At 57.7% G+C, this 23,309-nt stretch carries 19 protein-coding genes, 3 tRNA genes and 6 pseudogenes; 20 read left to right on the forward strand and 8 right to left on the reverse strand.

From position 1 onward, the window contains the following. Positions 1-148 precede the first annotated feature (148 nt). From pheS to EIO60_RS12090, 11 genes and pseudogenes are all read left to right on the forward strand, one after another. Entirely contained in the window at positions 149-1,132 is a 984-nt protein-coding gene (pheS, locus tag EIO60_RS12040) for a phenylalanine--tRNA ligase subunit alpha (protein ID WP_258576919.1), read from the forward strand. 14 nt (positions 1,133-1,146) lie between these two features. Next, the gene (pheT, locus tag EIO60_RS12045; RefSeq protein ID WP_258576920.1) at positions 1,147-3,534 is read left to right on the forward strand and encodes a phenylalanine--tRNA ligase subunit beta; all 2,388 of its coding nucleotides are present in this window, start codon (positions 1,147-1,149) and stop codon (positions 3,532-3,534) included. A gap of 4 nt (positions 3,535-3,538) precedes the next feature. Next, entirely contained in the window at positions 3,539-3,841 is a 303-nt protein-coding gene (gene ihfA / locus EIO60_RS12050) for an integration host factor subunit alpha (protein ID WP_033747517.1), read from the forward strand. A gap of 206 nt (positions 3,842-4,047) precedes the next feature. Continuing rightward, entirely contained in the window at positions 4,048-4,179 is a 132-nt protein-coding gene (locus EIO60_RS12055; protein ID WP_258576921.1) for a hypothetical protein, read from the forward strand. 24 nt (positions 4,180-4,203) lie between these two features. Then, positions 4,204-4,347, forward strand: coding sequence for a hypothetical protein (locus tag EIO60_RS12060; protein WP_258576965.1), 144 nt, complete (start codon positions 4,204-4,206; stop codon positions 4,345-4,347). 112 nt (positions 4,348-4,459) lie between these two features. Next, positions 4,460-4,822, forward strand: a pseudogene (locus tag EIO60_RS12065) (iron chelate uptake ABC transporter family permease subunit); the annotation flags it as partial. Positions 4,823-4,928: 106 nt separating this feature from the next. After that, positions 4,929-5,448: pseudogene (locus EIO60_RS12070) on the forward strand (thioredoxin domain-containing protein). A gap of 35 nt (positions 5,449-5,483) precedes the next feature. Then, positions 5,484-5,921: an ATP-binding cassette domain-containing protein gene (locus tag EIO60_RS12075; protein ID WP_258576922.1), complete on the forward strand. Its 438-nt coding sequence runs from the start codon at positions 5,484-5,486 to the stop codon at positions 5,919-5,921. A gap of 8 nt (positions 5,922-5,929) precedes the next feature. Beyond that, entirely contained in the window at positions 5,930-6,106 is a 177-nt protein-coding gene (locus EIO60_RS12080) for a hypothetical protein (protein ID WP_258576923.1), read from the forward strand. An 86-nt stretch (positions 6,107-6,192) separates the two neighbouring features. Continuing rightward, positions 6,193-6,647 (forward strand): annotated as a pseudogene (locus EIO60_RS12085) (C40 family peptidase). 295 nt (positions 6,648-6,942) lie between these two features. Further along, on the forward strand, positions 6,943-7,659 hold the full coding sequence (locus EIO60_RS12090; RefSeq protein ID WP_258576924.1) for an EAL domain-containing protein: 717 nt from the start codon (positions 6,943-6,945) through the stop codon (positions 7,657-7,659). A gap of 230 nt (positions 7,660-7,889) precedes the next feature. Here EIO60_RS12090 and ydiK read toward each other — a convergent pair whose 3' ends face one another. Further along, positions 7,890-9,002, reverse strand: a complete 1,113-nt coding sequence (ydiK, locus tag EIO60_RS12095) for an AI-2E family transporter YdiK (RefSeq protein WP_258576966.1) — start codon at positions 9,000-9,002, stop codon at positions 7,890-7,892. A 205-nt stretch (positions 9,003-9,207) separates the two neighbouring features. On the opposite strand from ydiK, the gene ydiJ reads away from it, so the two are divergent. After that, entirely contained in the window at positions 9,208-12,261 is a 3,054-nt protein-coding gene (gene ydiJ / locus EIO60_RS12100; protein ID WP_258576925.1) for a D-2-hydroxyglutarate dehydrogenase YdiJ, read from the forward strand. 32 nt (positions 12,262-12,293) lie between these two features. Here ydiJ and EIO60_RS12105 read toward each other — a convergent pair. Then, a pseudogene (locus EIO60_RS12105) lies at positions 12,294-12,664 on the reverse strand (hypothetical protein). Positions 12,665-13,056: 392 nt separating this feature from the next. Here EIO60_RS12105 and sufA point away from each other — a divergent pair. The 7 genes and pseudogenes from sufA to EIO60_RS12140 all read left to right on the forward strand — a co-directional run. Beyond that, positions 13,057-13,431 (forward strand): Fe-S cluster assembly scaffold SufA, encoded by a 375-nt coding sequence (gene sufA / locus EIO60_RS12110; protein WP_258576926.1) that lies wholly within the window; start codon positions 13,057-13,059, stop codon positions 13,429-13,431. Between the two features lie 7 nt (positions 13,432-13,438). Further along, positions 13,439-14,932 carry a Fe-S cluster assembly protein SufB gene (gene sufB, locus EIO60_RS12115; protein WP_258576927.1) on the forward strand — a complete coding sequence of 498 codons (1,494 nt, stop codon included), beginning with the start codon at positions 13,439-13,441 and terminating at the stop codon, positions 14,930-14,932. Between the two features lie 42 nt (positions 14,933-14,974). Beyond that, positions 14,975-15,721 carry a Fe-S cluster assembly ATPase SufC gene (sufC, locus tag EIO60_RS12120; protein WP_258576928.1) on the forward strand — a complete coding sequence of 249 codons (747 nt, stop codon included), beginning with the start codon at positions 14,975-14,977 and terminating at the stop codon, positions 15,719-15,721. Then, positions 15,696-16,973 (forward strand): Fe-S cluster assembly protein SufD, encoded by a 1,278-nt coding sequence (gene sufD / locus EIO60_RS12125; RefSeq protein ID WP_258576929.1) that lies wholly within the window; start codon positions 15,696-15,698, stop codon positions 16,971-16,973. The genes sufC and sufD overlap by 26 nt, the downstream gene beginning before the upstream one ends. Next, complete coding sequence (sufS, locus tag EIO60_RS12130; RefSeq protein WP_258576967.1) at positions 16,973-18,196, forward strand: cysteine desulfurase SufS; 1,224 nt, start codon at positions 16,973-16,975, stop codon at positions 18,194-18,196. Before sufD ends, sufS begins: the two co-directional genes overlap by 1 nt. 20 nt (positions 18,197-18,216) lie before the next feature. Further along, complete coding sequence (sufE, locus tag EIO60_RS12135; protein WP_258576930.1) at positions 18,217-18,633, forward strand: cysteine desulfuration protein SufE; 417 nt, start codon at positions 18,217-18,219, stop codon at positions 18,631-18,633. 57 nt (positions 18,634-18,690) lie between these two features. Beyond that, positions 18,691-18,852 (forward strand): annotated as a pseudogene (locus EIO60_RS12140) (L,D-transpeptidase family protein); the annotation flags it as partial. Between the two features lie 72 nt (positions 18,853-18,924). Here the strand turns inward: EIO60_RS12140 and EIO60_RS12145 are convergent. The 6 genes and pseudogenes from EIO60_RS12145 to EIO60_RS12170 form a co-directional block, all read right to left on the reverse strand. Continuing rightward, positions 18,925-19,161 (reverse strand): major outer membrane lipoprotein, encoded by a 237-nt coding sequence (locus EIO60_RS12145; protein WP_258576931.1) that lies wholly within the window; start codon positions 19,159-19,161, stop codon positions 18,925-18,927. A 301-nt stretch (positions 19,162-19,462) separates the two neighbouring features. Beyond that, a pseudogene (locus EIO60_RS12150) lies at positions 19,463-20,313 on the reverse strand (pyruvate kinase). 383 nt (positions 20,314-20,696) lie between these two features. Continuing rightward, a tRNA-Val gene (locus EIO60_RS12155) sits at positions 20,697-20,771 on the reverse strand. 9 nt (positions 20,772-20,780) lie between these two features. After that, positions 20,781-20,857, reverse strand: a tRNA-Val gene (locus tag EIO60_RS12160). Positions 20,858-20,860: 3 nt separating this feature from the next. After that, a tRNA-Val gene (locus EIO60_RS12165) sits at positions 20,861-20,934 on the reverse strand. Positions 20,935-21,086: 152 nt separating this feature from the next. Continuing rightward, positions 21,087-22,460: an MATE family efflux transporter gene (locus EIO60_RS12170; RefSeq protein ID WP_258576932.1), complete on the reverse strand. Its 1,374-nt coding sequence runs from the start codon at positions 22,458-22,460 to the stop codon at positions 21,087-21,089. A 192-nt stretch (positions 22,461-22,652) separates the two neighbouring features. On the opposite strand from EIO60_RS12170, the gene EIO60_RS12175 reads away from it, so the two are divergent. Beyond that, positions 22,653-23,303, forward strand: a complete 651-nt coding sequence (locus EIO60_RS12175) for a riboflavin synthase subunit alpha (protein WP_258576933.1) — start codon at positions 22,653-22,655, stop codon at positions 23,301-23,303. The last annotated feature ends 6 nt before the right edge of the window (positions 23,304-23,309 follow it).

Here is a 23,309-nt window from a genome sequence, read left to right on the forward strand (position 1 = left end):
CGGACAGTCGGGGCTTTAGCGCATAGAAAAGAAACGAAAAATCGCGCCAAAAGCCTCCACGAGGGAGGTTTTTGTGTTTCTGGCGAAGCATATTGGACTGCAATGTCCCAACGAGAGCTGACCAGCCCGGCTGGAAGAAGAGGAAACCATGTCTCAACGCGTAGAACTGGTGGCCCGCGCCACGGCCGCTATCGACGAGGCGACGGATATCGCCACCCTTGACGCGGTGCGCGTCGAATACACCGGTAAAAAAGGCCACCTGACGCAGCTGATGACCACCCTGCGTGAACTGCCGCCGGAAGAGCGCCCGGCTGCGGGCGCAGTGATCAACGACGCGAAAAAGCAGGTGCAGGAGCGTCTGAACGCGCGTAAAGAGGCGCTGGAATCCGCTGCACTGAACGCGCGCCTGGCGGCGGAGACTATCGACGTCTCTCTGCCTGGACGCCGCACGGAAAACGGCAGCCTGAATCCGGTCACGCGCACCATCGATCGCATCGAAACCTTCTTCGGTGAACTGGGTTTCGCGGTGGTGACCGGTCCGGAAATCGAGGATGACTACCATAACTTCGACGCGCTGAATATTCCGGGCCACCACCCGGCGCGCGCCGATCACGACACCTTCTGGTTCGACGCCACGCGTCTGCTGCGCACCCAGACCTCTGGCGTGCAGATCCGCACCATGAAAAATCAGCAGCCGCCGATCCGCATCATCGCTCCGGGCCGCGTCTACCGTAACGATTACGATCAGACTCATACCCCGATGTTCCACCAGATGGAAGGGCTGATTGTCGACAAGAACATCAGTTTCACCAACCTGAAAGGCACGCTGCACGACTTCCTACGCAACTTCTTTGAAGAGGATTTGCAGATCCGTTTCCGTCCTTCCTACTTCCCCTTTACCGAACCGTCAGCGGAAGTGGACGTAATGGGCAAAAACGGCAAGTGGCTGGAGGTGCTGGGCTGCGGCATGGTGCATCCAAACGTGCTGCGCAACGTCGGCATCGACCCGGAATTTTACTCCGGCTTCGCCTTCGGTATGGGCATGGAGCGTCTCACCATGCTGCGCTACGGCGTGACCGACCTGCGCGCCTTCTTCGAAAATGACTTACGTTTCCTCAGACAATTTAAATAAGGGCAGGTTATCCAATGAAATTCAGTGAACTCTGGTTACGCGAATGGGTAAATCCAGCTCTGAACAGCGACGCGCTTTCTGAACAAATCACCATGGCCGGCTTGGAAGTGGACGGCGTAGAGCCGGTGGCCGGCGCGTTTCACGGCGTGGTAGTAGGCGAAGTCGTAGAGTGTGGCCAGCACCCCAACGCCGATAAACTGCGCGTGACAAAAATCAACGTCGGCGGCGATCGTCTGCTGGACATCGTCTGCGGCACGCCAAACTGTCGTCAGGGACTGAAGGTCGCCGTGGCGACCGCCGGCGCGGTGCTGCCGGGCGACTTCAAAATCAAGGCGGCGAAGCTGCGCGGCGAGCCGTCCGAAGGCATGCTCTGCTCATTCTCCGAGCTGGGCATTTCCGACGATCACAGCGGCATCATTGAGCTGCCGGCCGATGCGCCGGTGGGCGTCGATATCCGCGACTACCTGAAGCTGGACGACAACACCATCGAAATCAGCGTCACGCCGAACCGCGCCGACTGCCTTGGTATTATCGGCATCGCGCGCGATGTGGCGGTGCTGAACGGCCTGCCGCTGACCGCGCCCGCTATCGAGCCGGTAGCCGCCGCTATTGGCGACACCTTCCCGATCCGCGTTGACGCCACCGAAACCTGCCCGCGCTACCTGGGCCGCGTGGTAAAAGGCATCAACGTGAGAGCGCCGACGCCGCTCTGGATGCGTGAAAAGCTGCGCCGCTGCGGCATTCGCTCTATCGATCCGGTGGTCGACGTCACCAACTATGTGCTGCTGGAGCTGGGACAGCCGATGCACGCCTTCGACCTGGATCGCATCGACGGCGGCATCGTGGTGCGCATGGCGCAACAGGGCGAAACCCTGACGCTGCTTGATGGCAGCGAAGCGACCTTAAGCAGCGACACGCTGGTGATCGCCGATCACTACAAGGCGCTGGCGATGGGCGGCATCTTCGGCGGCAAGCACTCCGGCGTTAACGACGCGACGCAGAACATTCTGCTCGAGTGCGCCTGGTTTGATCCGCTGGCGATCACCGGACGCGCGCGCCGCCACGGCCTGCACACCGACGCCTCGCACCGCTACGAGCGCGGCGTCGATCCGGCGCTGCAGTACAAAGCGATGGAGCGCGGCACCGCGCTGCTGCTGGCCATCTGCGGCGGTCAGGCGGGTCCGGTGATCGACCAGACGCACGACGCGTCGCTGCCGGCACGCGCCACCATTACGCTGCGCCGCGAAAAGCTGGACCGCCTGATTGGCCACGCGGTGGCCGACGAGCAGGTGACCGACATTCTGACGCGCCTCGGCTGCGAAGTGAGCGTCGGCGCGGGTGAGTGGAAGGCGGTAGCGCCGAGCTGGCGCTTCGATATGGCAATTGAAGAGGATCTAATCGAAGAGGTCGCTCGCGTCTACGGCTACAACAATATTCCTGACGTGCCGGTACAGGCCGGGCTGGTGATGACCCAGCATCGCGAGAGCGACCTGTCGCTGAAGCGCGTGAAAACCCTGCTGGTGGACAAAGGCTATCAGGAAGCGATCACCTACAGCTTCGTTGATCCCAAGGTCCAGCAGCTGCTGCACCCGGGCGAAGAGGCGCTGATCCTGCCAAGCCCCATTTCCAGCGATATGTCGGCGATGCGCCTGTCTCTGTGGACCGGTCTGCTGAGCGCGGTGGTCTACAATCAGAGCCGCCAGCAGGGCCGCGTGCGCCTGTTTGAGAGCGGTCTGCGCTTTGTGCCTGATACCCAAGCGGATTTAGGTATTCGTCAGGAGCTTATGCTGGCGGGCGTGTTGAGCGGCAACCGTAATGAAGAGCACTGGGATCTGGCGCGTCAGGCGGTTGACTTCTATGATTTAAAAGGCGATTTAGAATCGCTGCTCGATTTGACCGGCAAACTGGACGCTATTCGTTTCCGCGCCGAGGCGAATCCGGCGTTACACCCGGGCCAGAGCGCAGCAATTTATTTGTACGACGAACGAATCGGATTTATCGGGGTGGTTCATCCTGAACTGGAACGTAAGCTGGATCTCAACGGCCGCACCTTAATCTTTGAACTGCTTTGGAATAAGGTCGCAGACCGCGTCCTACCTAATGCGCGCGGGATTTCACGCTTCCCGGCGAACCGTCGCGATATCGCCGTTGTGGTGGCAGAAAACGTCCCTGCAGCAGATATCATTGCCGAGTGTAAGAAAGTTGCAGTAAATCAGATGGTTGGCGTAAACTTGTTTGACGTGTACCGCGGTAAGGGCGTTGACGAGGGTTTCAAGAGCCTCGCAATCAGCCTGATTTTGCAGGATACCAGCCGGACACTCGAAGAAGAGGAGATTGCCGCGACCGTTGGCAAATGCGTTGCGGCATTAAAAAAGCGATTCCAGGCAACCTTGAGGGATTGAACCTATGGCGCTTACAAAAGCTGAAATGTCAGAGTACCTGTTTGAGAAGCTGGGGCTAAGCAAACGTGACGCTAAAGAGCTGGTGGAGCTGTTTTTTGAAGAGGTTCGCCGCGCTCTGGAAAATGGTGAACAGGTAAAACTGTCTGGGTTTGGTAATTTTGATCTGCGCGATAAAAATCAGCGTCCGGGCAGAAATCCAAAAACGGGGGAAGATATTCCGATCACTGCGCGCCGCGTGGTGACCTTCCGCCCGGGTCAGAAGCTGAAAAGCCGTGTCGAAAACGCTTCTCCGAAAGATAACGACTGACCGATTTCAGCGTTGCCAAAAAGGCCGCACAGGGCGGCCTTTTTCACGCGCGCGCCGCGCCGCTTTTCTCGCCATTATCCCCGTTCCCTTCACATTGTCAGGCTTGTGTAAGCATCTGGAAAAAGAGCTGCAAATCGGCATGCGCTGATAGTGACCTGCGCCGCGCTTTTATTATAACAGCGGCAAAGGATAACAAGGGGTTAACAATGAAAAAAACTGCACTGCTGTTAAGCATCCTGTTAGGGATGCCGCTGCTGGCAAGCGCCGCGCCTGCCGTCCATCACTATGCGCCGGGCGTCCACAGGCAAGTTGAGGAATGCGATCACCGCGGCTACTAATGGGACGGTTATGACTGGCGCACGCTGAGCTGGTGGCAGGCGCACCACGGCCGTAACGTCGGGCTGAAGGGGCCGCACGGCTACTGGAGCGGCCGCGGCTGGCAGGGCCCAGCCGCCCGGCGGGAAAAAGACGCCGTCACGCAGCTAGGCGTACGCGCAGCAGAATGACCGCAGCTCGCTGCCGCCGCACCAGAACCACAGCTAATGCTCTCCGCGGCGCGCTTTCTTTTTCCGTCAATTTCTTACAATCAAATCTCTGTTTTCTCAGCGATCCTCAACTATGTCTCTGCTAGAGCAGCCAGCATTGCAGGCGGATCGCCGCAGTCGACGCTGGCTGGTGGCGTTGAGCCTTCTCCTGCTGGCGCTAATTATCCTCGGCCTGTGCGCGGGTGACAGCTGGATAGCGCCGTCGCAGTGGCTGAGCGACATCGGCCAACTGTTTGTCTGGCAGCTGCACCTGCCGCGCACGCTGGCGGTCTGCGGCGTGGTGCTGGGCATTATCTGTAGCGCCATCATGGCTTAGGCGGTCTACTTCAGCACCAGCCTTGACCTGCGCCAGCTGATGTACTGGATGATGGGCGGATTCAGCGGCATCGACTGGCGCTACGGCTGGATGATGCTGGTCGCCGCCCAACTGCCGATTGGTGTGGTCACCGCCACGCTGGGCGCGCCGCTGTTTATCGCGCTGCTGATAAAATCTTCGCGCTAGCTTCGGCTGGCTTATGTGCATCTTCTACAGGAGTCTTCTAATGAGCCTTTATCAAACTGACGTCGACACGCTGGACGGCGAGAAAACCACGCTGGCAAGCTGGCAGGGCAAGGTGCTGCTTGGTGGTGAACGTCGCCTCAAAATGCGGACTGACGCCGCAGTATGAGCAGCTGGAGGCGCTGCAGAAGCGCTATCAGGCGCAGGGCTTCAGCGTGCTGGGCTTTCCCTGCGACCAGTTCCTCGAGCAGGAGCCGGGCAGCAATGACGAGATCAAGACTTTCTGCAGCGTCACCTTTCCGATGCTGAGCAAGGGCGAGGTCAACGGCCCGGCGCGTAATCCGCTCTATGCGCAGCTGGTAGCGGCCCAGCCGGAGGCGATTCGTCCGGCTGGCAGCGGCTTCCTAGAGCGCCAGGTCAGCAAAGGTCGCGCTCCGAAGGCGCCGGGCGATATCCTGTGCAATTTCGAAAAGTTCCTGATCGATCGCGAAGGCAAGGTCGTGGCACGCTTCGTACCCGATATGACGCCTGACGACGAGGTTATCCGCCAGCATATCGAGTAGGCGCTGGCGCAGTAACATGTTGCTGCGCCTGCGGAATGCCGGCGTTCCCGGCCGACTGGCGCCGGCACGCAGCTGCACTGGTCGGGCCGAACGGCGCTGGCAAAAGTACCTTGCTGGCGCGCATGGCGGAGCTACTGGCAGGGGAAGGGGACGTTTGCCTGCTGGCGCGGCCGCACGCCTGGCTACCGCAGCAGTCGCCGCCGGGCATCATGCCGGTTTATCACTACCTGCGTCTGCACCTTGCGGACAGGCAGTCAGAGATGCGCCTGACCGCACTGCTTGACCGGCTGCAGCTGCAGGATAAGCTGACGCGCCTGCTGGCGCAGCTCTCCGGCAGTGAATGGCAGCGCGTCAGGCTGGCGGCAGTATTCGCGCAGATCGATCCGGCGATCAATCCGCAGGGCAAAGTGCTGATCCTCGACGAGCCGATGACCGGGCTGGATATTGCCAGCAAAAAGGGGCGCACAGCCTGATCGTCGAGTTGTGCCGCGCCGGCGTCTGCGTGATTGCCAGTAGCCATGACCTCAACCATACGCTGCATCACGTCGACCAGGTGTGGCTAATGGCGCAGAGCAAGGTGATTGCGCAGGGCACCGCCTCAGCGAACTCTATGGGATGCCGTTTCGCCTGCGGGAGCTGGACGATCGTCCGCTGTTGACTGTGCAGCCCTGAATGTGCTGCGTTTGCCAGCCTGCGCGCCTGAAGATAGAGCAACGTCATTGTGGCTGACAGAGGATGTGAGGAATGCAAACAGGTGTCATTTTACTGGTACTGGCCGGATGCAGCAGCCATCGCGCGCCGTCGGTCAACGGCCAGCTCTCAGATTCAATTATGGTGGTGGCGCAGCTTAACGATCAGCTGGGCAAGTGGCGCGGTACCCCCTATCGCTATGGCGGCATGAGCCGCGGCGGCGTTGACGGCTCCGGCTTTGTCTATTCATCATGCGCGACAGGTTCGATCTGCAGCTGCCGCGCAGCACTCGCGCCCAGAGCGATATCGGTACGCGCATTAGCAAAGCAAATCTGCAGCTAGGCGACCTGGTGTTTTTCAAAACCGGCGCCGGGGAAAACGGCCTGCACGTTGGCATCTACGACAGCGACAACGCCTTTATTCACGCCTTCACCAGCCAGGGAGTGATACGCTCCTCGCTGGACAATCCGTACTGGCGCCACGCCTTCTGGCAGGCGCGCCGCATTTAAGCCAAATTAACCCGCCGTGCGTCGGAAATAGCGGCAGAAGAGGGGCGGCAGATTAACTCTTATATAAAATAGCAATTTACGCTGCCGATAAATAATTATATCAATAAAGCTGATATTTAATTTTCTCAGGAAAAGGCGGAGGGTATTGCCTTTATTTGGCTTAGGCGTATGGCGTCGCTGGCAAAGGGGAATTTAGCGGCAAATATGTCCATCTCTTCTGCCGTTTGGTACTATTGCCTGCCCGATTTCGATGATATACGATGCGCCAGTCGCCACTTTGTCTGGCTATAAAAAAATGAGAGTTCATTTATCTGCCGACTATCAGTCGGAAATATGGTTTTATCCCGTTTACCTGCCCAGCGGAGAGCTGGCGGCCGTCGAGCTGGTCAGCCAGTATGTGCATGGGACGGCGCCCATTATGCTGCCGCAGGACCTGCTGTTGCTTCAACTTGATGAAACGCAACAGTTACGCCTGCTGCTACGCCTGCTGCAGAGCCAGATTGTTCTGCTGGAGCAGCAGCGCGCGTTTTTTGAGGAAAACCAGCTGACGGCATTCATGTGCATCGACGAGAATCTTGCGCGCACGCTGCTGGCGAGCGAATTGCTGATGCGGAAAATAAGAAAAATTACCTTTTTAATACTGGACCTCAGCGAAACGTTTCCGCAGCCTATAAACGGAATTAACGCCCCCTTTATTTCCGCATTAAATGCACAATTCCGTTTATCCTTATCTCATTTTGGCGCTGGTAACGTCTCCACGCGTGCGGTCTACGATAATCTCTTTGACTACATCAAACTGGATAAACAGTGTATTCAGTTGCTGGCAAAACGCGCCTCATTTTCGCTCTTTATTCAAAGCATCCTTGATAACTTCCGCAGCCACTGCCAGCACCAGCAGATGATAATTTGCGGCGTCGATGATGACGCGCTGCTGCAGGGCGCGCTCTTCCCGCAGGTCAGGGCGGATGGGCTGGCGCGGCTGATCGCTCGCCAGCACTGCGCGCCCGATTAGCTGACGGCGTCAGCGTGCCCGCCTGTTACAATCGCCTTCCCGCCACTATACTTGGCTCTGTTCCGCTGCTGATTTCTGCTGCGGAACGCGCCACATCCGGTTTTCCACAACGATGGCGACCCTGGCTACACTTGGCCGCCGCTCGGGAGAGAATATGCAGTTTGACAATAGCTGGCGGCGCGAGCTGCTGGAGTGCTACCACCCACTAACGCGCTCTCGCCCTGATGGCGTTAGGAGGGAAGGTGCTCTTCGTCTCGATCGGAGAGGATATCCACCACGGTTGCCGGGTCGTCTGCCGGCGTAGGCGCCTCGTGCATCCAGACGGAAACCAGACGGTAGGAGACCGCCAGCACCAACGGCCCGATAAAGAGGCCGATCAGGCCGAAGGCGACTAGACCGCCGATGACGCCGGAGAGGATCAGGATCATCGGCACGCCCATGCGGATCAGCATGGGCCGCAGCACATTATCCAGCGTGGCGACCACGCAGCTCCAGATCAGCAGCACCGTGCCCCAGGTGGTATCGCCGCTCCAGTAGAGCCAGACGATGGCGGGCACTAGCACAATCAGCGGCCCAATCTGCACCAGACAGCAGAGGATCATCAGCACGGTGAGCAGCGTGGCGTAGGGGATGCCGGATAACGCCAGCCCGATGCCGCCCAGCACGCCCTGCACCAGCGCGGTCACCACTACGCCGAGCGCTACGGCACGAATCGCCTGTCCCGCCAGCAGCACCGTCGCGTCGCCGCGGTGGCCCGCCATGCGGAAGGCGAAATGGCGAATGCCTTGCGCCGCCTGCTCGCCGCGCCAGTAGAGCAGGGCGCTGAAGAGCAGCATTACGCCCAGATGGATCATCAGCCGGCCGAAATGGCCCGCCTGCGCGACGAAAAAGCCGGTGGTGCGGCCGACATAGGGCTGCAGCTTCGCCATAATCGCCGATCCGCCGCCCGCCACCAGTTTGTGGTAGCTGGAAAAAAGCTTGTCGCCGATAGCCGGGATGTCATTCAGCCACAGCAGCGACGGCATCTCTATATGGCCCTGCGTCGCCCAGGCGATCACCGGCGCGCTGTTGTCGATCAGGCTGTTGACCAGCAGGGCGATAGGGATAATAAACAGTAGCAGCAATAGCAACGTCATCACCGCCACGGCCAGCGAGCGACGGTTCCAGAGCAGGCGCTGGACGCGCAGCATCAGCGGCCAGGTGGCGATCACCACCATGCTTGCCCAGGCGAAACCGAGAATAAAAGGCTGAACAATCCAGACGCAGGCAACAATCATCAGCAGGATAAACAGCAGCGTGAAGAGCATCTGCGGGAAATCCGGAGTGCGGTGCAGGTTTTTCATAAGGAACAACGACCTCAAATAATCCTTCATAAAGGGGCAAACAAGCCCAGCTTAATGATGAGCTATTTTGCGGGCTTTAAACAGAGCAGAAGCGGCGCGATAACGCCTTTCCTGAAAAAACAGCGAGCGGCAAAAAAATGTGTTAAAACGAAATGTTCAGACAAAACAAGCAACGCAAACGTTTACAACATCCGGTCTACTAATAATGATCCCACAGATTTCACAGGCACCCGGCCTCGTTCAACGGGTGCTGACATTCCTCGAGTCGCTTCACGCGCAGGGTTTCACCGGCGATACCGCCACCAGCTACGCCGATCGCCTGCTGATGTCGACCGACAACAGCATTTACCAGCTGCTGCCGGATGCGGTGCTTTTTCCCCGCTCCACGGCCGACGTCGCGCTGATCGCGCGCCTGGCGGGCGAAGCGCGCTTTAGCGAGCTGGTTTTCACGCCGCGCGGGGGTGGCACCGGCACCAACGGCCAGTCGATCAATCAGGGCATCGTGGTGGATATGTCTCGCCACATGAACCGCATTCTGGAGATCAACCCCGAGCAGGGCTGGGTGCGTGTCGAGGCGGGCGTGGTGAAAGATCAGCTCAACGCCTGGCTCAAGCCCTACAGCTATTTCTTCTCTCCCGAGCTCTCCACAAGCAACCGCGCCACCCTCGGTGGCATGATCAACACTGACGCATCGGGTCAGGGATCGCTGGTCTACGGCAAAACCTCCGACCATGTGCTGGGGCTGCGCGCCGTCCTGCTCGGCGGCGATATTCTCGATACCCGACCGATACCGACCGCGCTGGCGGAGACGCTGGCGCAGACGCCGACGCCGGAAGGGCGTATCTACCACCAGGTGCTGTCGCGCTGCCGCGAGCAGCGCGCGCTTATCCTGGAGAAGTTTCCAAAGCTCAACCGCTTCCTGACCGGCTACGATCTGCGCCACGTCTTTAGCGACGATATGCAAACATTCGACCTTACTCGCCTGCTGTGCGGCGCCGAAGGCACGCTGGCCTTTATTACCGAGGCGCGGCTCGACATTACGCCGATCCCCAAAGTGCGCCGCCTGGTGAACATCAAGTACGACTCCTTCGACTCCGCGCTGCGCAATGCGCCCTTTATGGTCGAGGCGAAGGCGCTGTCGGTGGAAACGGTGGACTCACGTGTGCTGAACCTGGCGCGGGAAGATATCGTCTGGCATTCGGTGCGCGAGCTGATCGCCGACGTACCGGATAAAGAGATGCTCGGCCTGAATATTGTTGAGTTCGCAGGCGACGACGGCGTGCTGATCGAACAGCAGGTCAGCGAGCTCTGCGCCCGGCTCGACGGGCTGATGGCGCAGCGCCAGGGCGGCGTCATCGGCTATCAACTGTGCGAAGATCTGGCGGGCATCGAGCGCATCTACAATATGCGCAAAAAGGCGGTCGGGCTGCTGGGCAACGCCAAAGGGCGCGCCAAGCCGATCCCCTTTGTTGAGGATACTGCCATGCCGCCGGAGCACCTAGCCGACTATATTATCGAATTCCGCGCGCTGCTTGACAGCCACGGCCTGAGCTATGGCATGTTCGGCCACGTCGATGCGGGCGTGCTGCACGTGCGGCCAGCGCTCGACATGTGCGATCCGCAGCAGGAGATGCTGATGAAAACCCTCTCTGATGAAGTGGTGGCGCTGACCGCGCGCTACGGCGGATTGCTCTGGGGCGAGCACGGCAAGGGGTTCCGCGCGCAGTACAGCCCGGCCTTCTTCGGCGAGACGCTGTTTAACGAGCTGCGCCGCATCAAGGCGGCGTTCGATCCCGATAACCGCCTCAACCCTGGCAAAATCTGCACCCCTCTCGACAGCAATGAGCCGATGATGCAGGTGGATGCGATGACGCGCGGCAGCTATGACCGCCAGATACCGCTGACGGTACGCAGCGACTGGCGCGGCGCGATGGAGTGCAACGGCAACGGCCTCTGCTTTAACTTCGACGTGCGCAGCCCGATGTGCCCGTCGATGAAAATTACCCGCAACCGCATCCATTCGCCGAAAGGGCGCGCCACCCTGACGCGTGAGTGGCTGCGCCTGCTGGCGGATCAGGGCGTCGATCCGCTGCAACTGGAGCAGCAGCTACCGGAGAGTACGCTGTCGCTGCGCGCCTTTATCAGCCGGGCGCGCAACAGCTGGCACGCCAGCAAGGGCGAGTACGACTTCTCCCACGAGGTAAAAGAGGCGATGTCGGGCTGCTTGGCCTGTAAGGCCTGCTCGACGCAGTGTCCGATCAAAATCGACGTGCCTAGCTTCCGCTCGCGCTTTCTGCAGCTCTACCATACACGCTATTTGCGTCCGGCCGGCGACCATCTGGTGGCGGAGGTGGAGAGCTATGCGCCGCTGATGGCGAAGGCGCCGAAAACCTTTAACTTTTTCCTGCAGCAGCCGTGGATGCGCGAGCTGAGCAAAAAGCATATCGGCATGGTCGATCTGCCGCTGCTCTCGGTGCCGTCGCTGAAGCAGCAGCTGAGCGGCCATCCGGCGATGGAGATGACGCTGGAGAAGCTGGAGGCGCTCAGCTCGGATCAGCGCGCCGACTATGTGCTGGTGGTGCAGGATCCCTTTACCAGCTTCTACGAGGCGCGCCTGATTGCCGACTTTATTCTCCTGATTGAAAAGCTCGGCCTGCGGCCGGTGCTGCTGCCGTTTATGCCTAACGGCAAGGCGCAGTACGTCAAAGGCTTTTTGCAGCGTTTTGCGCGCACCGCCGCAAAGACAGCCAACTGTTTAAATCGAGCGGCGGCGCTCGGCATGCCGATGGTGGGCGTCGATCCGGCGACGGTGCTGTGCTACCGCGACGAGTATCAACAGACGCTTGGCGAGCGCCGCGGCGCCTTTCACGTTCAGCTGGTGCATGAGTGGCTGCGCGAGGTGGTCAGCGCGCGCACGGTGCAGCAAAGCAGCGGCGAGAGCTGGTATCTGTTCGCTCACTGCTCCGAGGTGACGGCGCTGCCGAGCGCGCCCGATCACTGGCAGGATATTTTTTCGCGCTTCGGCGCAAAGCTGGAGAATATCAATGTCGGCTGCTGCGGGATGGCGGGCACCTACGGCCATGAGAGCAAAAACTTCGACAATTCGCTGGGCATCTATGAGATGTCGTGGCATCCGCAGCTACAGAAACTGCCGCGCCAGCGCTGTCTGGCGACGGGCTATTCCTGCCGCAGCCAGGTGAAACGACTGGAGGGCAACGGCGTGCAGCATCCGCTTCAGGCACTGCTGACGCTGATGTAAAAAATTGTGCGCGACGTCACGACACGGCTGGATTAGAATATCCAGCCTGCGTGACGCACGAAATCGCTCTGCAGCACGGTGGCTTTGTCCCACTTGCCGACCAGCGCCAGCTGATCGGCTTGGATGCGGAACAGCCGATCGCTGTTCAGTTGTTACCCATATCCTGCACCAGACGGTGATGCAGTTTGCCCATCGCATGCAGGTAGCCCTGATCGTCGCCGTTGATCTGGCGGATTTCGGCCATATCCAGACAGGTGTCGTTAAACTGACGCAGCTGATAAATAGAGCAGTCGGCCCGGTTCAGCTTTGCCTGCGCCAGGTAGAAATCGACAGTGATATCGCGCACGGAAAATTTATAGTTGTCGATCTTTTGCTGTAACCAAGCTGAGACGGAAATCGTCATAAAGCCACCTCAAATAGTTAATGATAATAATTATCATATTCAACTGAGAGCGGATTGCAATTGCGGCGCACGAAAAATTCGATGATTTACTTAGCCTGTTAATAAAAATCGGCAAGAGCAATGCCCCCCTGCGGCGCATAAAGGCGTAACCTATCAATAAGAATTAATTAACAACTAGCCGAAAAATTTTTCACGTAATTTTAAAAAGTTATCCTGGCTGCTGGGGGCGGATTTGCCCCGCAGCAAAGGGCTGTAGAGCAGCTATGCTTAAATAAACAGCAGTGAAAACAGCACCAGATGATTATCCCTGCAAAACAAGAGGTTGAAGTGATCGCCCAGATCCTTACCATAGAGGGATAGCCTGAAAAGGTCCGGACTTATGAGGTATCAATATGGCATCTGTAAATGCAGCAACATTCTCGCCTGACGATTTCGTCTGGAAAGGTCTGACGCTGACTGATTCCGCCGCAAAACAAATTCTCACTCTGGTGGCGCAAGACCCTGCGGTCAAGGGTTTGCATCTCGGGGTGAAACAATCCGGCTGCGCCGGCTTCGGCTACGTCATGGATCTAGTGAAAGAGCCAGCCGCCGACGATCTGCAGTTTACTCATAACGGCGCAACGCTCTATGTGCCGCTTCAGGCGATGCCGTTTGTCGACGGCACCGAGGTGGACTATGTCCGCGAAGGCCTGAATCAGATCTTTAAATTCAATAACCCCAAAGCTCAGCACGCCTGCGGGTGCGGTGAAAGCTTTGGCGTCGAGTAAGTTAAATATGTCACGACACATCGAAACATCTGACGATGTACAAATGTGGGAAGGCAAGCTCAATTACAAAGAGGGCTTCTTTACCCAGTTGCAAACCGACGAAATGGCGTACGGCATCAATAAGGATGTGGTGCGCGCGATCTCGGCTAAGCGTAACGAGCCAGAGTGGATGCTGGAGTTTCGTCTGAAAGCCTTTCGCGCCTGGCTTGAAATGGAAGAGCCGCACTGGCTGAAAGCGCACTACGACAAACTGGACTATCAGGATTACAGCTACTATTCGGCGCCTTTCTGCGGAAACTGCGACGACAGCTGCGCCTCTGAGCCGAGCGCGCTGCAGTCTTCAGGCGTGGAAGAGACCAACAACTACCTGACGCAGGAAGTTGAAAAAGCCTTCGATCAGCTCGGCGTGCCGGTGCGCGAAGGGCGTGAAGTCGCGGTCGACGCGATTTTCGACTCTGTTTCCGTCGCCACCACCTATCGCGGCAAGCTGGCGGAGCAGGGCATTATCTTCTGCTCGTTCGGCGAAGCGATTCAGGAACACCCAGAGCTGGTGCAGCAGTATCTCGGCACCGTGGTACCGGCGAACGATAACTTCTTTGCCGCGCTGAACTCGGCAGTCGCCTCTGACGGCACCTTTGTTTACATCCCGAAAGGGGTGCGTTGCCCGATGGAGTTGTCGACCTATTTCCGCATTAATGCGGCGAAAACCGGTCAGTTCGAACGTACCATTTTGATTGCGGATGAAGACAGCTACGTCAGCTACATCGAGGGCTGCTCTGCGCCGGTGCGCGACAGCTATCAGCTGCACGCGGCGGTGGTAGAAGTGATCATCCATAAAAATGCGGAAGTGAAATACTCTACCGTACAGAACTGGTTCCCGGGCGGCGAAGGCGAAGGCGGCATTCTGAACTTTGTTACCAAGCGCGCGCTGTGTGAAGGCGAGAACAGCAATATGTCCTGGACCCAGTCCGAGACCGGTTCCGCCATCACCTGGAAATACCCGAGCTGCATCCTGCGCGGCGATAACTCTATTGGCGAGTTCTACTCGGTGGCGCTGACCGGCGGCCGTCAGCAGGCGGATACGGGCACCAAGATGATCCATATTGGTAAAAACACCAAATCGACCATCATTTCCAAAGGCATCTCGGCCGGCAAGAGCCAGAATACCTACCGCGGCTTGGTGAAAATCATGCCGACCGCGACCAACGCGCGTAACTTTACTCAGTGCGACTCGATGCTGATTGGCTCGGAATGCGGCGCGCATACTTTCCCCTGTGTGGAAACGTGCAACAACACTGCGCAGCTGGAGCATGAGGCGACTACCTCGCGCATCGGCGAAGATCAGCTGTTCTACTGCCTGCAGCGCGGTATCAGCGAAGAAGATGCGATCTCAATGATCGTCAACGGCTTCTGTAAAGACGTTTTCTCTGAGCTGCCACTGGAATTTGCCGTGGAAGCACAAAAACTGCTAGCAATCAGCCTTGAGCACAGGGTGGGCTGATGCCGTCACTCGCGTTGCCGGAAGCAATGTGAAGGAAAGAGTATGTTAAGCATTAAAGATCTACAGGTTAGCGTAAAAGACAAAGAGATCCTGCGTGGTCTTAACCTTGAAGTGAAATCAGGCGAAGTGCACGCCATCATGGGGCCGAACGGCTCAGGCAAAAGCACGCTCTCTGCCACGCTAGCCGGCCGTAAAGATTACGAAATCACCGGCGGTTCCGTGAACTTCAAGGGCAAAGATTTGCTCGAGCTGGATCCGGAAGAGCGCGCGGGCGAAGGCATCTTTATGGCGTTTCAGTATCCGGTAGAGATCCCGGGCGTCAGCAATCAATTCTTCCTGCAGACCTCGGTCAACGCGGTGCGTAAATACCGCGGCCAGGAGGAGCTGGATCGCTTCGACTTCCAGGACTTTATCGAAGATAAAATCCACTTGCTGAAAATGCCGGAAGATCTGCTGACCCGTTCAGTCAACGTCAGCTTTTCCGGCGGTGAAAAGAAGCGTAACGACATCCTGCAGATGGCGGCGCTGGAGCCTGAGCTTTGCATCCTTGACGAAATCGACTCAGGTCTCGATATCGATGCGCTGAAAATCGTGGCAGAAGGCGTCAACAGCCTGCGCGACGATAAGCGTGCCTTTATCATCGTCACCCACTACCAGCGTATCCTGGACTATATCAAGCCAGACTTCGTGCACGTGCTGTACAAAGGTAAGATCGTAAAATCTGGCGACTTTACCCTGGTGGAACAGCTGGAGGAGCAAGGCTATGGCTGGCTTACCGACGAAGAGTGATAACGCCCTGCAGCAGTGGCAGCACCTGTTTGAATCCCGCGGCGAACTGCGTTCGCTACAGGCGCAGCAGCACTGGCAGCAGCTGATGCGCGTCGGGCTGCCGACGCGTAAGCATGAAAACTGGAAATACACCGCGCTGGACGGCCTGTTTGCCCATCAGTTCGCGCTGCCGCAAACGCAGACGTTGAGCGAGGCGCAGGTTGACGCGCTGGCGCTGCCGCTGGACGCCATTCGTCTGGTTTTTGTTGACGGCCAGTTTCAGCCGTCGCTGAGCACGGCCGACACCGAGCGGTTCGCCATTCAGCACAGCCGTGCCGCCAAGCGTCGTCCGCTGCCGGCGCCGGTTCAGCCGGAAGTGTTTCTGCACCTGACCGAAAGCCTGGCGGAAGAGGTGACCTCGATTCGCCTCGCACGCGGTAAAGCGGCGGCGCGTCCGCTCTATCTGCTGCATATCACCAGCGGCCAGGCTGATGCGCTGAACACCGTGCACCATCGCCACCACCTGGAGCTGGAAGAGAGCGCCCAAGCGCAGGTGATCGAGCACTACGTGACGCTTGACGGCTCGCAGCACTTTACCGGCGCGCGCTTTACCTTCGCGGTCGGCGAAAACGCTCAGTTGATCCATATCAAGCTGGCGTTTGAAGAGAGCAGCAGCTATCACTTTGCGCACAACGACGTCGTGATTGATCGCGACGCGCAGGTCAGCAGCACCAGCTTCCTGCTGGGCGCGGGCCTCTCTCGTCACAACACCAGCGTGCAGCTCAATGGCGAAAATACTCAGCTGTCGCTGAACAGCCTGGTGCTGCCGATGAACAGCGAAGTGGCGGATACCCGCAGCTATCTTGAGCACAACAAAGGCTACTGCCTGAGCCGTCAGCTGCATAAAACCATTTCGCGCGACAAAGGCCGTGCGGTGTTCAACGGCCACATCAAAGTGGCGCAGCACGCACTGAAAACCGACGGGCAGATGACCAACAACAACCTGTTGCTGGGTCGCCTAGCGGAAGTGGACACCAAGCCGCAGCTGGAAATTTACGCGGACGACGTAAAGTGCAGCCACGGCGCAACCATTGGCCGCATCGACGACGAACAGATGTTCTACCTGCGCTCGCGCGGCATCGCAGAAGAGGCGGCTCAGCAGATGATTATCCACGCCTTCGCAGCTGAGCTGACCGAAGCGCTGGAAGATGAAACGCTGCGCCAGGCCGTTCTGCAGCGCATCGCGGCGCGTTTCCCTGGAGATGCCTCATGATGAACTTCAATCTCGAACGTATCAGGGCCGACTTCCCGATCCTGAAGCGTGAGGTCAACGGTCATCCGCTGGCCTACCTTGACAGCGCGGCAAGCGCCCAGCGTCCGCTGGCGGTGATTAACGCCGAAAGCCATTTCTACCAGTACGGCTACGCGGCCGTGCATCGCGGCATTCACAGCCTGAGCACGCAGGCCACCACCGATATGGAAAGCGTCCGCCTGATGGCGGCGCGTTTGCTTAACGCCTCTTTGCCGGAAGAGATCGTGTTCGTCAAAGGCACCACCGAGGGCATCAACCTGGTGGCGAACAGCTGGGGCGTCAGCCAGCTGCAGGCCGGCGACAACCTGATCGTGACCGAGATGGAGCACCACGCCAATATCGTGCCGTGGCAGATGGTGGCGCAGCGCACCGGCGCGGAGATCCGCGTTCTGCCGCTGAATGAGAACGGCGAGCTGAACAGCGCGGCGCTGGCCGGGCTGATTGACAGCCGCACGCGCCTGTTGGCGGTGACGCACGTCTCCAACGTGCTCGGAACCGTTAACCCGGTGAAGGCGCTGGTAGCGCAGGCGAAAGCAGCCGGTCTGGTGACGCTGGTGGATGGCGCGCAGGCGGTGATGCACGGCAAAGTCGACGTGCAGGATATCGACTGCGACTTCTACGTCTTCTCCAGCCACAAAATTTACGGCCCTAACGGCGTCGGCATTCTCTACGGGCGCAAGGCGCTGCTCGACGAGATGCCGCCGTGGGAAGGGGGCGGTTCGATGATCGATCAGGTCTCTCTGCCGACTGGCACCACCTGGAACAAAGCGCCCTGGCGCTTTGAAGCGGGCACGCCCAACACCGGCGGGATCATCGGTTTTGGCGCAGCGCAGCGCTACGTCGAAGAGATTGGCCTTGAGGTAATTCAGCAGCGCGAGCAGGCCCTGATGCGCTATGCCCTCGACAAACTCGCCTCGGTGCCCGATCTGGTGATCTACGGTCCGCAGGATCGCGTTGGCGTGATCGCCTTCAATCTGGGCAAGCATCACGCCTACGACGTAGGCAGCTTCCTCGATCAGTACGGTATCGCCATTCGTACCGGCCATCACTGCGCCATGCCGCTGATGCGCCACTACGACGTGCCAGCCATGTGCCGCGCCTCCTTCGCCTTCTATAACAGCGAAGAAGAGGCCGATCGCCTGGTGGCAGGGTTGATCCGCATTCATCGTCTGCTGGGCGGTTAAGCAGCGTGCAGGAGCAAAAGATGGCAAATCTGCCAGAGAAAGAAAAACTGGTGCGCAACTTTAACCGTTGCGCCAACTGGGAAGAGAAGTACCTTTACATCATAGAGCTGGGCGTGAAACTTCCGGAATCATCCGAAAGCCTGCATCAGCCGGAAAACGTAATCGCTGGCTGTCAGAGCCAGGTGTGGATCAGGATGACGCCGCAGCCCGACGGCACCATCGCCTTTGAAGGCGACAGCGACGCCGCTATCGTTAAAGGCTTGATTGCCTTAGTGTTTAGCCTATACAAAAACCTGACGCCCGCCGACATTGTCGCGCTGGATGTGCGCCACTGGTTCGAGGAGCTGGCGCTGCCCCAGCATCTGACCCCTTCACGCTCTCAGGGGATGGAGGCGATGATTCGGTCAATTCGCCATAACGCTCAAAATCTTCTCTGAGTTAGACAACAGACGCCAACAGGCGTCTGTTTTTTTTTATCTGAAAGAGAAGATTGCATGAAATCAGCCTTACGTTTCGCCGCTGCGCTGCTGTTGAGCACCGGGTTCGCGGCGCCGGCTTTTTACACGGAATACCCGCTTCCCGCCCCCGACAGCCGTCTTATCGGCGAAAATCAGCTGACCATCGTTCCCGATGACAAGCAGCCGCTTGAGGCGATTAGAGTCGCCGTAGCGGGCAAAAGCAGGGCAAAAAATGGCGCCACAAGGGCGCCATTTTTAATACCAGAACTCTTACTTACGGTAAGAGTGAGCCTGGTTGTCCAGACGCTGGTTAGCACGAGCTGCGTCATCTTTAGCAACCTGCACGTCAGAACGGATTGCGTTCGCGTCGTTGCTCAGCTGGTCAACTTTCGCGTTCAGAGTCTGAACGTCTGAAGACAGCTGGTCAATTTTAGCGTTGCTTGAGCAACCAGCCAGCAGAGTTGAACCCAAGATTACCGCGCCCAGTACCAGTTTAGTACGATTCATTATTTATACCCCCTAGATTGAGTTAATCTCCATGTAGCGTTACAAGTATTACACAAAGCTTTTTAAGTTGAGAATAAAATTTTTATGAGAAGATGCTTAAACTTGATCGTTCGCTCAAAGAAGCAGCGCTTTGCCACAGATGATAAAAATAGTTAGTGAAAACAGAGAGGTTTAATCGGATTAACCTTAATTCCAGAGGATATTGAATAGTTAATTCCGATTGGAAATTTTCTAAATTTGTATTAAAGATAGAATAAAAAAAGCGCTGTTAACGGCGCTTTAAAATAAAAGGATATCGTATTTAAATAACGTGTACTGAGGCCGTATTTGTGGTACCGCTTGGTACTAATGCGCCAGAAACCATCACCACGATATCGCCTTTCTGCACATAGCCGCTTTCCAGCGCCATCTCTTTACCGATGCAATAGAAATCGTCCGTAGAGGCGATTTCATTTACCACGCGCGTTTCCACACCTTTGCTCAGGATCAGCTGACGAGCAGTGGTCTCATTGGTGGTGAGAGCCAGAATGGTCACGTCCGTGAAGTATTTACGCACCGACTTGGCCGACTTGGCCGACTTGCCGCCTTCGGTGGCGACCACAATCAGCGGCGCTTCCAGTTTCTCAGCGGTTTCTACGGCGCCGCGGCAGACCGCTTCGGTGATACGCAGCTTGCGTGAATCATCCAGCGTCTCGATGCGTGACTTCATCACGCGATCGGTTCGCTCGTAGATGGTTGCCATGATAGAGACCGACTCCAGCGGGTATTTACCCTTGGCGCTTTCGCCGGAAAGCATCACCGCATCGGTGCCGTCGAGAATGGCGTTTGCCACGTCGCCGCGTTCGCTGTTGCCGATCACGCTCTGATCGGTGGTGAAGGTAAACGTCTGCCCGCCTTCAGCGAAACGTCGTTGCCGCCTTCCAGTTTAATGGTACGGATTTCCGGGCCTTTGGTATCCAGCAGGATGGCAGCCTGATGGACGTTTTTCTGCATTACTGCGCGCATGTTAGCGATGCGCTGACCATGCTCGGCGTAATCTCCGTGCGAAAAGTTGAGGCGCATAACGTTCATGCCGGCTTCCAGCAGCTGTGTCAGCATCTCTTCAGATTCGGTTTTCGGGCCGATAGTACAAATGATCTTGGTCTTTTTCATGACAGGTTATCTGTAAGTTGTGATGGATGATAAAGGTTGGAATTCGATGACGGCGCATCGAAGTGAAAATTCGGATTGCAAGTGAAACGGACGGAACAGAATAAGAATCGGTGACGGAGGCGGAGCGTGCAGGGAAGTTGTACGGTTACGTCAGGAAACCGACAATGCTGTGTTGCTCAAAAAGGGTGAGTTATCGCCATAGGCACGCCGCGCTGAAACCTTTCAAGTGAAACGACGCAAGCTAGTATAGTCGCTAAGTATGCGAAAAACCAATTAAAAAGCGGTACGGTACGCGATGGAGATCAAGAAAAGGTCAGGTTGCGCAACGGCTGGGAAGAAGAGAGAGAGAGAGAGAGAGAGAGAGAGAGAGAGAGAGAGAGAGATGCGCTCTAATAGACTCGAACTATCAACCCACCACCATGTCAAGGTGGTGCTCTAACCAACTGAGCTAAGAGCGCATTCAGAAATGGTGCGTCCGAGTGGACTCGAACCACCGACCCCCACCATGTCAAGGTGGTGCTCTAACCGACTGAGCTACGGACGCACTTGGTGCGCTCTAATGGACTCGAACCATCGACCCACCACCATGTCAAGGTGGTGCTCTAACTGAGCTAAGAGCACAACACTCTGTCAGGGCGACAGCAGGGACGAATATTATCGACAGCGTGCGATGCTGGCAAGCGGAAAAACGCATTTTTCCATCTGACAGACCAGCAACTGCGCTATGCGCCGTTTTTTAGACGTAACTGGCCTTTTCTGGCCCGTTCAGCCACTTAGCGCGCGGCGCGTGTCAGGATGACCTGCGCGGGCAGCTGCTGCAAACGATGAATACGCCACAGCATCATCACTGCCGCCGAGGTCAGGCCGATGATAAAGCCACACCAGAATCCCGCCGGGCCGAGGCGCGGCACCACCAGGTCGGTCATCGCCAGCAGGTAGCCGCTGGGCAGCCCCAACAGCCAGTAGGCGATAAAGGTAATGAAGAAAATCGAGCGCGTATCCTTATAGCCGCGCAAAATGCCGCTGCCGATCACCTGAATCGAGTCGGAGAACTGGTAAATAGCCGCCAGCAGCATCAGCTGCGCCGCCAGCGTCACCACTTCTGGATTGTCGTTGTAGAGCAGGGCGATCTGATGACGAAAGGTCACGGTGAACAGCGCGGTGATCGCCGCCATGCAGACGCCGACCCCCTGCGCTGTCCAGGCCGCCACGCGCGCCTGCTCCGCCGAGCCCTGGCCCAGCCGGTAGCCGACGCGTATCGTCGTCGCCACGCCCAGCGAGAGCGGCAGAACGAACATCAGCGAGCTGAAGTTAAGCGCGATCTGATGGCCGGCAACGTCAACGATGCCGAGCGGGGAAACCATCAGCGCCACCACAGCAAACAGCGTGACTTCGAAAAACAACGCCACCGCCACCGGCAGGCCGAGGGCAATCAGGCGTTGCAGCACGGCGCGCGATGGCGCAGACCAGTGGCGATCCATGCGAATGTCGCGCATGCCGCTCATGCGCCGCACCCATAGACGCATCACGATCAACATCACCCAGTAAACCGACCCGGTCGCCACGCCGCAGCCGATGCCGCCCAGCGCAGGCATGCCAAAGTGACCATAGATAAAGATCCAGTTGAGCGGAATATTGACCAGCAGGCCGATAAACCCCATCACCATGCCAGGCTTGGTCTTCGACAGCCCTTCGCACTGATTGCGCATCACCTGAAAGAAGAGATAGCCGGGCGCGCCCCACAGCAGGGCGTGCAGATAGCCCTCCGCCTTCTGGGCGAGCGATTCATCGATATTGTGTATGGCGCGGATGACGTAGCCGGCGTTCCACAGCACTACCATAATCAGAATAGCGACGAAAAACGCCAGCCAGTAAGCTTGCCGCACCTGCTCGGCAATGCGTTCGCGGCGGCCTGAGCCGTTGAGTTGCGCAACGGCGGGCGTCAATGCAAGTAGAAGACCATGGCCAAAGAGGATGGCCGGAAGCCAGACGGAGGTGCCGACTGCGACGGCGGCCATATCCGTGGCGCTGACGGCGCCGGCCATAATGGTATCCACAAATCCCATTGCGGTTTGCGCCACCTGAGCAAGGATGACGGGAATCGCAAGGGCAAGCAATTGACGCGCTTCTGTTAAATACTTCTGCACGTTAACACCTGTATAAGAAAAGTAAGAAAAGATCGTAAGATAAATGCGCGGCTAGTGTAGCGGGCTTAAAGCAATTCACCAAATTTATCATGCTGTGTCAGATATTCAGGCTGTAAAGCCGACGCGACGCGGAAATAATTGCCGCGCGCTAAGCTGTGGTAAGCTAGAGCAAACTTCGCAGAGTTCAAAACTATGTTTACTGGAATTGTGCAGGGCACCGCAAAGATTGTGTCCATTGAAGAGAAAGAGCTGTTTCGCACCCATGTTGCGGAGCTGCCTGACGAACTGCTGCCCGGGCTGGCGCTGGGCGCCTCCGTGGCCCACAACGGCTGCTGCCTGACCGTGACTGCTATCGAGGGCAACCGCGTCAGTTTTGACCTGATTAAGGAGACGCTGCGCGTCACTAATTTAGGCGATCTGCAGCAGGGAGACGTGGTCAATATTGAGCGCGCGGCGAAATTCAGCGATGAGATCGGCGGACATCTGATGTCTGGCCATATTATGACCACTGCGGAAATCTGCAAAATTATCCAGTCGGAAAATAACCGCGAAATCTGGTTTAAAATTCAGGATCCGGCGCAGATGAAATATATTCTGCACAAAGGTTTTGTCGGTATTGACGGCATAAGCCTGACCGTGGGCGACGTGACAAAAAGCAAATTCTGCGTCTATTTGATCCCGGAAACCTTGGAGCACACCACGCTAGGCGCGAAGAAACTGGGGCACAGCGTTAATATCGAAATCGATCCGCACACGCAGGCGATTGTCGACACCGTCGAGCGCGTGCTGGCGCAGCGCGACGCCTCTGCGGCGGCGTCCGCCTTCAGCAGCGACGCAGAATAAACTCTA

The organism is Candidatus Pantoea persica, assembly GCF_013753875.1.
GTDB lineage: Bacteria > Pseudomonadota > Gammaproteobacteria > Enterobacterales > Enterobacteriaceae > Pantoea > Pantoea persica.